The sequence below is a fragment of the Streptomyces sp. CB03234 genome (assembly GCF_001905885.1).
Lineage (GTDB): Bacteria > Actinomycetota > Actinomycetes > Streptomycetales > Streptomycetaceae > Streptomyces.
Genome location: NZ_LIYH01000004.1, coordinates 334,552 through 348,193 on the forward strand (window position 1 = coordinate 334,552; position 13,642 = coordinate 348,193).

The 13,642-nt window shown below is 72.9% G+C and carries 11 protein-coding genes; 4 read left to right on the plus strand and 7 right to left on the minus strand.

Annotated features, from left to right (window positions below; all coding sequences use genetic code 11):
• Positions 1 to 32: 32 nt before the first annotated feature.
• A complete protein-coding gene (locus AMK26_RS18650; RefSeq protein ID WP_073755819.1) occupies positions 33 to 1,355 on the plus strand; it encodes a family 2 encapsulin nanocompartment cargo protein terpene cyclase in 1,323 nt (440 codons plus the stop codon).
• Positions 1,356 to 1,368: 13 nt separating this feature from the next.
• A complete protein-coding gene (locus AMK26_RS18655; protein ID WP_073755820.1) occupies positions 1,369 to 2,253 on the plus strand; it encodes a geranyl diphosphate 2-C-methyltransferase in 885 nt (294 codons plus the stop codon).
• An 80-nt stretch (positions 2,254 to 2,333) separates the two neighbouring features.
• On the opposite strand, the gene AMK26_RS18660 is transcribed toward AMK26_RS18655, so the two are convergent.
• The 3 genes from AMK26_RS18660 to AMK26_RS18670 are packed head-to-tail and all read right to left on the minus strand — an operon-like array spanning position 2,334 to position 6,958.
• Complete coding sequence (locus AMK26_RS18660) at positions 2,334 to 3,911, minus strand: mucoidy inhibitor MuiA family protein (RefSeq protein WP_073755821.1); 1,578 nt, start codon at positions 3,909 to 3,911, stop codon at positions 2,334 to 2,336.
• Between the two features lie 7 nt (positions 3,912 to 3,918).
• Positions 3,919 to 5,979 (minus strand): DUF4139 domain-containing protein, encoded by a 2,061-nt coding sequence (locus AMK26_RS18665; RefSeq protein ID WP_073755822.1) that lies wholly within the window; start codon positions 5,977 to 5,979, stop codon positions 3,919 to 3,921.
• 37 nt (positions 5,980 to 6,016) lie between these two features.
• A complete protein-coding gene (locus AMK26_RS18670) occupies positions 6,017 to 6,958 on the minus strand; it encodes a LysR family transcriptional regulator (RefSeq protein ID WP_079277666.1) in 942 nt (313 codons plus the stop codon).
• 141 nt (positions 6,959 to 7,099) lie between these two features.
• On the opposite strand from AMK26_RS18670, the gene AMK26_RS18675 reads away from it, so the two are divergent.
• Entirely contained in the window at positions 7,100 to 8,002 is a 903-nt protein-coding gene (locus AMK26_RS18675) for a DMT family transporter (RefSeq protein WP_073755823.1), read from the plus strand.
• 5 nt (positions 8,003 to 8,007) lie between these two features.
• Positions 8,008 to 9,300: an MFS transporter gene (locus tag AMK26_RS18680; protein WP_073755824.1), complete on the plus strand. Its 1,293-nt coding sequence runs from the start codon at positions 8,008 to 8,010 to the stop codon at positions 9,298 to 9,300.
• Here AMK26_RS18680 and helR read toward each other — a convergent pair whose 3' ends face one another.
• The 4 genes from helR to AMK26_RS18700 form a co-directional block, all read right to left on the minus strand.
• The gene (gene helR, locus AMK26_RS18685) at positions 9,301 to 11,448 is read right to left on the minus strand and encodes an RNA polymerase recycling motor ATPase HelR (RefSeq protein WP_073755825.1); all 2,148 of its coding nucleotides are present in this window, start codon (positions 11,446 to 11,448) and stop codon (positions 9,301 to 9,303) included.
• 17 nt (positions 11,449 to 11,465) lie between these two features.
• Positions 11,466 to 12,701 (minus strand): glycosyltransferase, encoded by a 1,236-nt coding sequence (locus AMK26_RS18690; RefSeq protein ID WP_073755826.1) that lies wholly within the window; start codon positions 12,699 to 12,701, stop codon positions 11,466 to 11,468.
• Between the two features lie 148 nt (positions 12,702 to 12,849).
• The gene (locus AMK26_RS18695; protein ID WP_241837961.1) at positions 12,850 to 13,383 is read right to left on the minus strand and encodes a hypothetical protein; all 534 of its coding nucleotides are present in this window, start codon (positions 13,381 to 13,383) and stop codon (positions 12,850 to 12,852) included.
• On the minus strand, positions 13,380 to 13,604 hold the full coding sequence (locus AMK26_RS18700) for a hypothetical protein (protein WP_073755827.1): 225 nt from the start codon (positions 13,602 to 13,604) through the stop codon (positions 13,380 to 13,382). Before AMK26_RS18700 ends, AMK26_RS18695 begins: the two co-directional genes overlap by 4 nt.
• Positions 13,605 to 13,642 lie beyond the last annotated feature (38 nt).

Here is a 13,642-nt window from a genome sequence, read left to right on the forward strand (position 1 = left end):
GGACAGCCCCCCACCTCACCAAGGAGCTACGGATGCCCGATCCTGGGCTTTCCCCTCTGCAGTCGAGTCTGCCTGCCGCTGTCGCCCGCTTCGGGGACCACGTCCTCGACCAGGCACACACCGCCGACGTACCACCCCCACCACCAGCACCACCCGTTTTGCCCGGCCCGCCCTCCGTACCCGTACCCCGGCCCGACGTCGGCCCCGGTGACGACCCGATCGTCCAGCACGATCCGGAGGGCACGGCCACGGTGGCGCAGCCGAACCCCGCCCTGGACAGGATCCTCCGCGGCCCCAGCGGTCTGGGCACGGCGGCCCTGCACCTCGCCCGGCGGGAGGAGCCACCGGCGCCTCCGGCGTCCGAGGCGCCGGCGGAGGGCGAACCGATCCCGGGCCTCTACCACCACCCGGTGCCTGAGCCCGACTCCGTGCGGGTCGCGGAGGTCAGCCGCAGGATCAAGGCATGGGCGGTGGACGAGGTCCAGGCGTACCCCCCTGAGTGGGAGGACCAGTTCGACGGATTCTCCGTCGGCCGCTACATGGTCGCCTGCCACCCGGACGCTCCCACCATCGAGCACCTGATGATCGCCGCGCGGCTGATGGTCGCCGAGAACGCGGTCGACGACTGCTACTGCGAGGACCACGGCGGTTCCCCCATCGGTCTCGGTGGTCGTCTCCTGCTGGCTCACACGGCTCTCGATCCGCTGCACACGACGAAGGAGTACGAGCCGGAGTGGGCGGAGTCGCTCCACTCCGACGCCCCCCGGCGCGCCTACCGGTCCGCCATGGAGTACTTCGCCGAGCTGGCCACCCCCTCCCAGGCCGACCGGTTCCGGCACGACATGGCCCGTCTCCACATGGGCTACCTCGCCGAGGCCGCGTGGGCCGAGACGGATTACGTCCCCGAGGTGTGGGAGTACCTGGCGATGCGCCAGTTCAACAACTTCCGCCCCTGCCCCACCATCACCGACGCCGTCGGCGGGTACGAACTGCCGGCCGACCTGCACGCCCGGCCAGCCATGCAGCGGGTCATCGCGCTCGCGGGAAACGCCACCACGATCGTCAACGACCTGTACTCGTACACCAAGGAACTCAACAGCCCCGGCCGGCACCTGAACCTGCCCGTGGTGATCGCCGAACGCGAGGACCGCTCCGAACGGGACGCCTACCTGAAGGCCGTCGAGGTCCACAACGACCTCATGCACGCCTTCGAGGCCGAAGCCGCCGCCCTGGCCGCCGCCTGCCCCGCCCCCAGCGTCCTGCGCTTCCTGCGCGGAGTGGCCGTGTGGGTCGACGGCAACCACTACTGGCACCGGACCAACACCTACCGATACAGCCTGCCCGACTTCTGGTGAGAAGGAATTACCTGTGACCAGCACCGAACTCAACACCGTCAACGGCGCCTCCGCGTTCCTCCCCGCCCCGGCGTCGCCCTACCAGGGTGACATCGCCCGCTACTGGGACCAGGAGGCCAGGCCCGTGAACCTGCGTCTCGGCGACGTCGACGGGCTGTACCACCACCACTACGGCATCGGCGACGTCGACCACGCCTCCCTCGGGGACCCCGAGGACAGCGAGTACGAGAAGAAGCTGATCGCCGAACTGCACCGCCTGGAGTCGGCACAGGCCGAAGTCCTCCTCGGCCACCTCGGCTCCATCGGGCGGGACGACACGCTCGTGGACGCCGGCTGCGGCCGCGGCGGTTCCATGGTCATGGCCCACCAGCGATTCGGATGCAAGGTCGAGGGGGTCACCCTGTCGGCCAAGCAGGCCGACTTCGCCAACCGGCGCGCCCGCGAACTGGGCATCGCGGACCACGTCCACGCCCGCGTATGCAACATGCTCGCCACGCCCTTCGAGACGGGCCGGGCCGCCGCCTCGTGGAACAACGAGTCGAGCATGTACGTCGACCTGCACGACCTCTTCGCCGAGCACTCCCGCATCCTCGCGGTCGGCGGCCGCTACGTGACCATCACCGGCTGCTGGAACCCGCGTTACGGCCAGCCCTCGAAGTGGGTCTCGCAGATCAACGCGCACTTCGAGTGCAACATCCACTCCCGTCGGGAGTACCTGCGCGCCATGGCCGACAACCGTCTCGTACCGCAGGCGGTCGTCGACCTGACGGCCGCGACCCTGCCCTACTGGGAGCTGCGGGCCACGTCTTCCCTGGTCACCGGCATCGAGGAGGCGTTCATCAACTCCTACAAGGACGGCTCCTTCCAGTACCTCCTGATCGCGGCCGACCGCGTCTGACCGACCCGCCGACCGCGAAGGCCGGGCCCGTCACCCGACGGCCCGGCCGTCCACCGGCACACGATCAGCGGACCACGGGCTCAGATCCCGGAGACCTTGGACCCCGCCGACAGTTCGTAGACCAGGGTGAGCGTGCGGCGGCCGCCGGGCGGGAGGGGGACCTCCCAGCGGGCGATGCCTTCGGCGTCGACCACGTCCGGTGCCGGGGAGCAGGCTTCCTTACGCAGGCGTACCACCACCGCCGAGACCTCGGAGACCGGGATGCGCTCCCGGAGGACGACCACCCGTTCGTCGTGCTCCCCGGGGGCGGAGAAGCGGGACAGGTGGAGCCGGACCGTGCGGGTGACCACGGTCCGCTGCATGAGTCCGGAGGAGTCCCGGGACTCCTCGGCGTGCCGGACCACCCGGAGGTCGTCGCGGCTGCCGAAGGCGAGCTCGACGGGGGCGCCGGGAGCGGTGAAGTCCAGCGTGCCGCGTCCGCTGAACCCGCTGCCGCGGACCAGGTCCACGGGCCCGGCGAGCAGCGCGTGACCGGAGAGGTTGTCGAACCGCACCACCTGGGTGACCAGCGGGGACAGCTCGGGCGAGCAGGCGTACTCGCTGCTCGCGGCGGTGCTGAAGGCGGAGAGCGGCACCCGGTGGGCGCGGCCGTCCCCGGGCACGGACACGGGCGCGGGGGAGTGCAGCACCCGCGCCTCGCCGCCGTCGTCCACCCCCGGCAGGCCGAGCACCGGGGCCGGGCCGAGGTCCCCGATCTCCTCCTCGCGCAGCTCGACGTCGACCGTGCGGCGCTCGGCGGCAGTGCGGTCCTTGAGCGTCAGCCGGTCCTCGGCCAGGCGCGGTGGCTCGGTGGCCGTCGCCGGCCGGGCCGTCGACAACGTCAGCCGTACGTCCGACCAGTCCTCGCCGGTGCGCTGCCAGACCATCGCGTCGGTCTCCAGCGTCAGGGAGTCCCCGTCGAACACGGCCCGGTAGGCGGGCCGCCACAGCGCACACGGGGTGAGGTGGCTCAGGCGCAGCCGGACCGGCCCGGCGACCGCCGCCTGCACGGTCAGCTCGATATGGGCGACCAGCTCGGCGGGCGTCCCCTCGGTGAGGTCCATGGCGCACTGGGCCTCCCCGAGCTCGTCGGCGAGGGCGGCCAGCCGGGCCTCCACGGCGCGGAGTTGCTCGCCGTACGTGTCCCGCTCGTCGTCCACCCGGTCCAGTTCGCGGGCCCAGCGGGGCCCTTCGGTCTCCCCGGAGCCGGCACCTTCGCCGATCTCCCGCAGCAGGTCGGTGGAGAGGCGGCCGAGCAGGCCGAGGCGGGCCTGCAGCTGATCGCGCCGCTGCCCCAGGGCCAGCCGCTCCTCTTCGAGGGCGTGCACGCGGAGGCGCAGGGCGGAGTCGTCCTCGGCGGACGGCAGCGGCCCGCGCGGGGTCCAGGTGCGGACGATCCGTACGTCCAGCACGGACGCCGAGTGACCGGCGGTCAGCTCGGCATGGAGCGTACGGTCGACGGCCAGCGCACTGACCGGCCCGAGACGCAGCCGCTGGACCCCGGCTTCCAGGTCCAGTACGACGGCGCGCTCGATGTGGGCGCGGTCCTCCTGGCAGGTGACGGCGGTGACGGGGAGGGCGATCGAGGAAGGGGTGATCGGCTTCGGTGCCGTGGACATGGCTGCGTCAGCTCCTGCGGTTGCCGCCGACCAGGGCCTTGCCGGCCGGGATGCGGATCTCGTAGCCGCCGTCGAGGGCGGCGGTGGCGCCGGCGGGCAGGTCCACCCGCCAGACGCGGGTGCCCGGGGCATGGTCCTCGGGTCCGGCACCGTCCTCGGGCGCCGTCCAGTCGGCCCGCTCCTCGATGCGGACGTCCGGTTCGGAGGTGACCGGCACCCGCTCGTGGACCTCCACGGTCACGGGCCTCCCGAGCCGGTTGGCCACCTCCACATGGACGCGGTGGTCGAGCACGGTGGTGTTGCCGCGCAGGCCCGAGGACGACTCCCGCAGGTTCGTACGGCGGGTCACCCGGATGCCCTCGGCCGGCCCGAGCCCCACCCGGCGGACACCGCCCGGGGCCAGCGTGGGCAGTGCGGCGGTCAGCAGGAAGTCGTCGTCGACGGTGACCTCCACCGGGCCGGCCGGCAGAGCCTGGTCGGTGGCGTTGGAGAGCACCAGCGTCGCGTACACGGTCTGCTCCACCGACGGCACGCAGAGGTACTCGGTGCGCAGGCCCACCGGGATCTCGCCGACGGTGATGGTGTGCCAGGTGCCGTCCGACGGGATGTCGGCGCGGGCGGTGGCATCGAAGCGGTGGTCGAAGGAGCCCGCCGACTCGCGGGGCGGCACGGCGTGTCCGGGCAGCGGCAGCGCGGCCACCGCTTCGGCGCGGCGGCGGTACTCGGCCGCCACCGCGTCGAAGGGAGAGCCGGGGAACAGCCTTCCTCTGCGGTCGCCCTGCTCGTCGGGGCCGCACAGGACGAGGGCGGCGTAGTCGAGTTCGGCGCCGGTCGGCCGCGGCGGACCGGCCGCCGGCACGGGAGGCGGTGGCGGTGTGGGGGCAGCCAGGCCGGGAGCCGCCGGTGCCGCCGGCGGCGGTGGCGCGGCCCGGCCGGGAGCCGCCGGTGCCATGGCGGCAGGAGGTCCCGCGAAGGACCTGCCGCCGGTACGCGGCCTGCCGCCCGGTCGCGCCTGGCCCGGTTGCGCGGGTGCGGCCGGCCCGCCGTAGCCCTGCGGCGCCGGTGGCGGTGGCGGTGGCGGAACGGGACCGGGCGCGAAGCCGCCCGCGGCGGCCACCGGCGCGGCTGTCGCGGCAGGGCGGGGGCCGGCCGCGTCGTATCCGGTGAACAGGTCGGCGAGCCCGGCCGGCGGCTCGCGCCAGCCGGAAGGCGCGGGGGCGGGCTGTCGGCGTCCGATCCGGAGGGAGCGGAGCTTCGGCAGGTCGGTGCGGCGCCGCAGGTCGGCGGTGGCCAGGCCGACGCGTACGCCGGTCCAGTCCTCGCCGGTGCGCTGCGCGACCGAGGCGCGCAGCACCAGACGGCCGGTGCCGTCGCCCTGACGGTGAGTCAGGCGGTACGCCGGCACCCAGACGGCGCCCGGCACCCCGTACTCCAGCTCCACCTCCACCACCGCCTCGGCGCCAGCCGCGCCGTCGAGGGTCAGCACCGCGCAGACCGTGGTGTCCACGTGCGCCGACGGTGCGTCGGTGGAGGCGCGGGCGAGCCTGTCCGTGGCGACGGTGAACGCGTGCTCGACGCGGCGCAGCGCCTCCTCCAGCTCGACGAGGCGCGTGTGCAGACCCGTCAGCCGCTCGTCGACGAAGTCGGCGAGTCCCAGCCACGCGTCGACCGGGGTGCGGCGGTGCGGGTCCTCGCGCTTGCGGGCCGGTGGGACCGGGCGCAGGGCCCGGACCTCCTCGATCAGGCTCAGCTGCCGGTCCCGGCGTCCCTGCGCCGCCGCGTACTCGTTGCTCAGCCGCTCGACCTCGCGCCGCAGCGCGTCGGGCGTGCCGGTGCCGATCGGCTCGGCCTCGACGTCCACTCGGGCCTCGGTGACGCGCACCCCGGGGGCGCGCAGGACCCGGGCCCGCAACGAGCCGGGGTCCACTGAGCGGGGCAGCCCCGCGACCCGCACCCGGCCGTCCGGCGGCACACTGCCCCGGGCCAGGCGGCGGCAGACCGCTCCCTGCGCGTACACCACGACAGAATCGAGGGTGGACCCCCACCTTGGTGCTGTCTCAGCCGTCATGTGCCCCGCCCCCCGCCGCGTTTGTGGTGAGCGAAGCCTACGCCGGACCGGTACGCGCCTCGGCGCCGAGTCCGGATGTGCGATGCCGGCTGCGCATGGGCACGTCCCCGAGCGCCACGAGCAGTGCGCGGAGCGCGGGCCGGCCCAGGGACGACTCCCGCACCGCCGCGTGAATCACCCTGAGCGGTTCCGGCCTGCGCACCTTGCGTACGACGACGCCCGGGTGACGGTTGGTCAGCCCCATGGCCGGGATGAGGCCGACCCCGAGGCCGGCGGCGACGAAGCCCTGCGCCGTCGCGTAGTCCTCGCTCTCCACCACGAAGTCCGGACTGAAGCCCGCCGCGGCGCAGCCTTCGATCACGGCGTCCAGGCAGGGGCCGGGCCCGTCGCCGCGGACCCATGGCTCGCCGGCGAGGTCGGCCAGGTCCAGTACGCGTTTCGCGGCGAGCCGGTGTCCTGTGGGCAGGATGGCGCGGTAGGGGTCGTCGAGCAGATGGGCGAAGTGGATGCCGTCGTGGAGCCGGCCGCGTGGCCGGACCACGACGGCAAGGTCGGCCCGGCCTTCCGTCACCTCGGGCAGCGGGTCCTGCGGGTCGGTCATCCTGAGGTCGACCCGTATGCCGGGGTGCTCCTGGTGGAGCCGGGCGAGGGCGGGTGCCACGAGGGTGGCGCCCGCTGTGGCGAAGTAGCGGATCGACAGCAGTCCCGTACGGCGTGCCCGCAGGTCGGTCAGTGCGGTCTCCGCCTCGGCCACCTGCCTGCCGATGACGGCCGCGTGCTCGCTGAGCAACTGGCCTGCCTCGGTGGGCCGGACGCCGCGGCCGACCCGTTCGAGCAGCGGAATTCCGGCCTGTTTCTCCAGCGCTGCCACCTGCTGACTGACGGCGGACGGGGTGTACCCGAGGTTGGTGGCGGCTGCGGTGATCGACCCGCTGGTGACGACCGCACGGAGGACCTGCATACGACGCACATCAAGCATGTAGCGCAGCTTAAACGTTGTGCAGAATTTTTCGCTTGTCCTGTTGTTTCCTCTCCCGGCAGCATGCGTGGCGAGTGGCGCCGACGGAGCGCGCGGGGAGGCGGAACGGTGATCGACGGCCGACATGGCTCACTGGTACGCATGGCCGGACTGGCGTTGTTGTGGGGGTCGGCGTTCCTGTGGATCAAGCTCGCTCTCCACAGCGGACTGACACCGTCTCAGATCGCCTTCGCCCGCTCCGCCCTCGGCGCGGCCGTCCTCCTCGTCCTGGCCCGCGCCGCGCGCCGGCGCCTGCCGCGGGACCGCGGAACGTGGGGACACCTCGTCGTGGCCGCCCTCTTCTGCAACGCTCTGCCGTTCCTCCTCTTCGGTATCGGGGAACGGACCGTCGACTCAGGGCTGGCCGGTGTGCTGCACGCGACGACTCCGCTGTGGTCGGTCCTGATCGGCGCCGTCATCGGCCTGGAGCGCGCAATACGCCCGGTCCGCCTGGGCGGACTGCTGCTCGGGTTCGCCGGAACGCTGGTGATCTTCGCCCCCTGGCAGACCACCGGACTCCTGGGCGGGGGCGCGTTCGCCCTGCTCGGCGCGTCGGCGAGCTATGCCGTCGGCTTCGCCTACATGGGCAGCCGGCTGACCGGCCGCGGCACCGACCCCCTCGCTCTCTCGGCCGCGCAGCTCGTCGCCGCCACGGCACTCGCCACGCCCGCCGTGCTGGTCGACGGCGTGACGCCGGTGCACCTCGACGTGCGGGCCGTACTGGCCGTCGCCGTCCTCGGGATCTGCAGCACCGGATTCACCTTCTACCTCAGCTACCGGCTCATCGCGGACGAGGGAGCCACCAGCACGGCCACCGTCGGGTACCTCCTGCCGGTCGTCTCGGTGGGGCTGGGGGCGATCGTCCTCGACGAGGAGCTCGGGCCACGGGTCATCGTGGGGGCGGCCGTCGTGCTCGCCGGAGTCGCGGCGACGCGGTGGCGGCAACGTCCGCCGTCGCCCTCGCGCCGGGCCGGCACACCGGCGCTCGAGGCTCCGAGGAAGTGAGCGCGATGCGACACCGCCGCTGCCGACAGGCCCGCCGGTCACCGGCGAAGGATTCCCGGCGACCCGACTCCCCCTGGCGCGTACGCGACTTCCGTACGTTGTTCACCGCGACCGCCCTCAGCCAGTTCGGCACCAACACCGGGTACGTCGCCGTCCCGCTCATCGCCGTGTCCGCGCTCGACGCCGCTCCCGGCCAGGTGGGCGCACTCGCCGCCCTGAGCACCGCCGCGTTCCTGCTCATCGGCCTCCCGGCCGGGGCGTGGGTGGACCGGATGCGCCATCGCGGCGTGCTGATCACCGCGGATCTGACCAGGGCCGCGCTGTTCGCCTCGATCCCCCTGAGCTGGTGGCTGGACACCCTCACGCTCGGCCACCTGTACGTGGTCGTGCTGCTGACCGGCTGCGCCACCGTGTTCTTCGACGTCGGCTCGCAGAGCGTACTGCCGCACCTGGTCGGCCGCGACGGTCTCGTACGGGCGAACGCCGCGGTGGTGAGCCTGATCGCCGCGGGCAACGTCGCCGGACGGGGCGCGGGCGGGGGGCTCGTCCAACTGCTCACGGCGCCCGTGGCCGTGGCGTGTGCGGCGGCGGCCTGTCTGGCCTCCGCTCTGCGGCTCACCGCCGTCCACCGCACACCCGCACCGGCCCCCCTCCTCGGAAAACCCGCCAGGCTGCCGGCTCAGATCGCCGAGGGGCTGCGACACGTCTTCGGCAACCGGGAGCTCAAGGCCCTCGCCGTCACCGCGGCCCTCAGCAACCTCGGCTCCCAGATCATCAACACCATGCTCCCGGTGCTGTTCGTCCGCCAACTCCACTACCCGGCGGGCGTACTGGGCCTGTTCTGGGCAGCGGGTGGTGTCGGCCTCCTCCTCGGCGCCCGCTGGGCCCGCCCCGTTGCCGCGCGCCTCGGCCACGGTCGTGCTCTCGGCCTCGCCGGCCTGTGCCTGGCGCCCGCGGGACTGCTCGTACCGCTCGTCGACCACGGACCCTGGCTGTGGCTGGCGGGGACCGGCTGGCTGCTGGCCCTGTTCAAGACGGGCATGGACAACGTACTGGGGGTGAGCCTGCGCCAGCACATGACGCCGGACCACCTCCTCGGCCGGATGAACGCCACCTTCCGCTTCCTGCTCACCGGCGCACTCGCCATCGGTGCCGCCGTGGCCGGCCTGCTCGGCGAACTGACCACCGTACGTACCACTCTGTGGGTGGGCGGTGCCTTCCTGGCCACGGCGTTCCTGCCCGTCTTCCTCTCTCCCGTCCGCGCACGGCGCTCGCTGCCGCAGCAGCGACGCTTGTGATCATCCGGATCTGAGGATGACGAGTTGCCTGGTCGCCCGGGTCATCGCGACATAACGGTCCACCGCTCCCTCCACACCCGTGCCGAACGCCTCCGGGTCGATGAGGACGACCAGGTCGAACTCGAGCCCCTTCGCCAGCTCGGGGGTCAGCGACCGGACGCGGGACGTCGCCCGGAACGCCGGATCGCCGATGACGCAGGCGATCCCGTCGGCATGCGCGGCGAGCCAGGTGCCGAGGATCGAGCCGAGGTCCGAAACGGATCCGTGTACGACGGGGACGTCACCGCTGCGGACGGAGACCGGCACATTGGCGTCCGGGAGCACCGCGCGGATGACCGGCTCGGCTTCCGCCATGACCTCCTGCGGCGTCCGGTAGTTGATGCTCAGGGAGGCCACGGTGATCCGGTCGAGCCCGATCCACCCGAGCCGCTCCCGCCATGACTCCGCGAACCCGTGCCTGGCCTGGGCGCGGTCCCCGACGATGGTGAAACTGCCGGACGGGCAGCGCGACAGCAGCATCTGCCACTCCGCGTCGGTCAGTTCCTGAGCCTCGTCCACGACGATGTGCGCGAACGGGCCGGCGAGCCGGTCGGGGTCGGCGCCGGGCAGCGCGGTCTGATCGGTCAGGCTGTCCCGCAGGTCCTGTCCGCGCAGCATCGTCACCGCCCCTTCACCGTCGTCATCGGCCGCGAGTACGTTGTCGATGACGCCGGCCATGCGCTCGCGTTCGGCGGCGAGAGCGGCGTTGTGCCGGCGCTTGCGCCGCGACGCCTCCGGGTCGCCGAGCCGCTGCCGTGCCGCGTCCAGGAGCGGCAGGTCGGACACCGTCCAGGCCTGGGCGTCCTCGCGCCGCAGCTTCCGGACGTCATCGGGGCAGAGCCAGGGAGCGCACTTGCGCAGGTAGGCGGGTACCGACCACAGATCTCCGACCAGGTCGGCCGCTTCGATCAGCGGCCACGCGCGGTGGAGGGTCCTGGTCAGCTCCTCGTCCTGCAGCAGCGACCTCCGGAAGAGATCGGGCGGGACGTCCTCGTCGAGCTTGCCCATCAGGATCGTGACCAGCTCCTCCCAGATCTGGTCGCGCGCCTCGTTGTGCGGGGTACCCGGTTCCGGTGCTTCGAACGCCTCGGCCCAGTCGTCGGCGCTCAGGTGGATGCCGGCCCAGTCGGTCGTGACCGTCATGCCCTCGGCGGGCGGCTCCTCGTAGAACCGGACGGCCGTCTCGATCGCCTTCACCATGTCCACGGACGACTTCAGGCGGGCGACGTCCGGGTCGCTCTCGACCGCCGCTCCGGCTCCCTCGGCGACGAGGTCCCGCAGGACGCAGGTCCGCACGCCCTCCTCTCCGAGGCTGGGCAGGACGTCGGCGACGTAGTCCAGGTAGGGCCGGTGCGGGCCGACGAACAGGACGCCGCCCCGACGGTGACCGAGGCGGGGGTCGGAGTGGAGGAGGTAGGCGGAGCGGTGCAGGGCGACGACGGTCTTCCCCGTGCCCGGACCGCCGTCGACGACGAGAGCGCCGCGGGAACCCGCCCGGATGATGGCGTCCTGGTCGGCCTGGATGGTGGCGAGCACGTCTCGCATCCGGGACGACCGGTTGCTGCCCAGACTGGCGATGAAGGCCGACTGGTCGTCGAGTGCGGCGTGCCCTTCGAGCCCGTCCGCGCTGAACACCTCGTCCCAGTAGTCGCTGATCCGGCCGCCAGTCCAGCGGTAGCGGCGGCGGCGTGCCAGACCCATCGGGTTGGCATGGGTCGCCGCGAAGAACGGCTCGGCCGCGGGGGAGCGCCAGTCGACCAGCAGCCGGCGCCCCGCGCTGTCGGTGAGGCCGAGTCGTCCGATGTACACGGGCGTGGGATCGTCCGTGCTGACGAAGTGTCCGAGGCACAGGTCCAGACCGAAGCGGCGCAACGCGCGCAGGCGACCGGTCAGCCGGTGGATCTCCACGTCCCGCTCCATCGCCTCCCGGCCGATGCCGCCGGGCGCCCTGCGCGCGGCATCGAGGCGGTCGGACAGTTCGGCGATCGCCTGGTCGAGGCTCTCCGCGATGGCCGCGAAGTGCTGCTCGTCGCCGGCGATCAGCGCCGGGTCGGCCTTGGGGGAGAGGTGGCCGGGAAGGTCGAACGCGCTGGTGGTCAGGGTGTTCATGTCATCGCCTCCGATTCTCACGCGGACACCGGCGGCCGTTCCCGGCCGGCCATGTCGAGCAGCAGCCGCGCCGCCACGGCCGCCCCGTCGGTGCGGACCGTGCCGGCCACGGCCCGCGCCCGGGCCCGGGTCTCGGGCGTCAGGGCCTGCTTGAGTGCGGCCGACAGGGACCCGGTGGTCGGGGCCGGGCCGTCGTGTGCCGTGCCGATGCCCAGTTCGGCCACCCGGCCGGCCCAGTACGGCTGGTCCACCGCCTGGGGCACCACCACCTGGGGCACGCCGGCGCGGGCGGCGGCTGTCGTCGTACCGGCACCACCGTGGTGTACGACGGCGGCCACCCGGCCGAACAGTGCCTGGTGGTTGACCTCGCCGACGACGAAGCAGTCGTCCCGGTCGTCGATCGGGCCCAGGTCCGCCCAGCCGCGCCCGACGAGTGCCCGGCGGCCCTGCGCGCGGATCGCCTCGACGGCCACCTGTGCGACGTCCTTGGCGGCACGCATGGGCATGCTGCCGAATCCCGCGTACACCGGTGCTTCGCCGGCGTCCAGGAACGCCACCAGCTCGTCCGGCAGGGGGCGTTCGTCCGGCAGGATCCACGCGCCGGTCTGTACGACGTCGAGGTCCGGCGTCTCCTGCCACGGGTCCAGCGCCGGGTCCGTCACCAGCCACGGCCGGTCGCCCATGACGTAGTCGCGCACGTTGTGCACCGGTGGCAGACCGATGGACGCCCGGGCGGTGTTGAGCGCCTCACCGAACAGCACGTTGATGCTCTGGGCGTCCAGGTCCCACAACAACCGGTTGTCGGTCACCTCCGGCGGGAACGGCCGGCCCGGATACGCCAGCGGCGGGTGGTGCGGCGACGGCAGGGTGAGCTGCTGGAAGGTCGCGTACACACAGCGGATGCCCAGCTTCTCGGCCACCGACCGCGCGCCGGCCGCGGCCGGCATCACACCGGCCGCCACCAACACGTCACACCCCTCGGCCGCCGCTGTGACCGCCTCCAGCTGACCGGCGATCAACTCGGCCGCGTACCGGGGCAGTGACGACGGCGGCGGCGCCGCGGTCGTCAGCGCACGCGCCGACCGGCCGAAGGGCACGAGCGGCACGCCGACACCGGTCAGCCGCCGCGCGAAGTCCCCGTCGGGCGGCGCGCACACCCGCACCTCCGCGCCGAAGGCCCGCAACCGCACCGCGAGCGCCACCAGTGGTTCGACGTCCCCGCGCGACCCGTACGTCGACAACAGCACACGCATGTCGTGAATCCCCCAAGTGTCCGTTGGTTCTGGCTCAGGCGGGAGATTCTGCGCCACGGACCGGGTCTTGCCGCAAGCCCCCCGGTGCGCTATACGTTGAGAGTGGAAAGGAGTGCGTACTCCCCCTTTCCTTCTCCCGTCCGTCCCGTCACCCCACGCGGTGCGTTCGCCGGGCGCGCTCAGTACGCCGCTCATCCTGCTGCCTTCGCCATCCGTACCGGGTCACGCCCCGTGGTTTGAAGACCGAGAGGACCAGGGCGATGAGCAACACCCCCAGACCGCCGATGGAATGGAGCAGTGTGCCGGGCAGGTCGCGCGGATCGGCGCTGGCAGTCGCGACGTCCGCCAGGCCGGTCACGGTCCGGGTCTGCATCAGCAGGACGGTGGCGGCGAATACGGTGAGCAGGAACTTCACCAGGACCCAGTAGTGCCGGAACAGGCCCCAGGCGGTGCACAACGCGTTGACGAGGCCGATGAGCACGGACGCGAGGGCCAGCGGGACGATGGCGTACACCACCGTCACCGCCATCGCGGCGTACGCGGCACGCACGGTCGCCACGTCCTGGCCGGTCACAGCGGTGATGTCGAGGGCCAGGTAGGCGCAGACCGCGCCGAGCCAGCCGACCGAGGTGGCGACGTGCAGCGTGAGCACGACCTTGCGGAGGCGTGGCGGCATGGTCATCGGTGGCCGGCCTCCACCTGCTGGGCCTGTGTGACGCCGGCCGGTGTGCCGGCGGCGCCCATGTGGCGGCCGGGGCCGTGCTCTCCACCGAGGCCGGTGAGCTTCAGGATCACGACCAGCAGGACCAGCACGCCGAGGACGATCGCGGACACCTTCACCCAGCGGGGTGCCTTGGGCGGTGTGGTGCGGCCGTCGGGGGAGGGGGGTGGTGAGTCGGTCATGGCATTGCTCCGGTTTCCGCGGATGGCATCATTTTACG

Excerpts from the sequence above, each read along its gene's own strand:
- AMK26_RS18650 (WP_073755819.1), top strand. The coding sequence starts at position 33 with ATGCCCGATCCTGGGCTTTCCCCTCTGCAGTCGAGTCTGCCTGCCGCT.
- AMK26_RS18660 (WP_073755821.1), bottom strand. The coding sequence starts at position 3,911 with ATGTCCACGGCACCGAAGCCGATCACCCCTTCCTCGATCGCCCTCCCC.
- AMK26_RS18665 (WP_073755822.1), bottom strand. The coding sequence starts at position 5,979 with ATGACGGCTGAGACAGCACCAAGGTGGGGGTCCACCCTCGATTCTGTC.
- AMK26_RS18670 (WP_079277666.1), bottom strand. The coding sequence starts at position 6,958 with ATGCTTGATGTGCGTCGTATGCAGGTCCTCCGTGCGGTCGTCACCAGC.
- AMK26_RS18675 (WP_073755823.1), top strand. The coding sequence starts at position 7,100 with ATGGCCGGACTGGCGTTGTTGTGGGGGTCGGCGTTCCTGTGGATCAAG.
- AMK26_RS18680 (WP_073755824.1), top strand. The coding sequence starts at position 8,008 with ATGCGACACCGCCGCTGCCGACAGGCCCGCCGGTCACCGGCGAAGGAT.
- helR (WP_073755825.1), bottom strand. The coding sequence starts at position 11,448 with ATGAACACCCTGACCACCAGCGCGTTCGACCTTCCCGGCCACCTCTCC.
- AMK26_RS18690 (WP_073755826.1), bottom strand. The coding sequence starts at position 12,701 with ATGCGTGTGCTGTTGTCGACGTACGGGTCGCGCGGGGACGTCGAACCA.
- AMK26_RS18695 (WP_241837961.1), bottom strand. The coding sequence starts at position 13,383 with ATGACCATGCCGCCACGCCTCCGCAAGGTCGTGCTCACGCTGCACGTC.
- AMK26_RS18700 (WP_073755827.1), bottom strand. The coding sequence starts at position 13,604 with ATGACCGACTCACCACCCCCCTCCCCCGACGGCCGCACCACACCGCCC.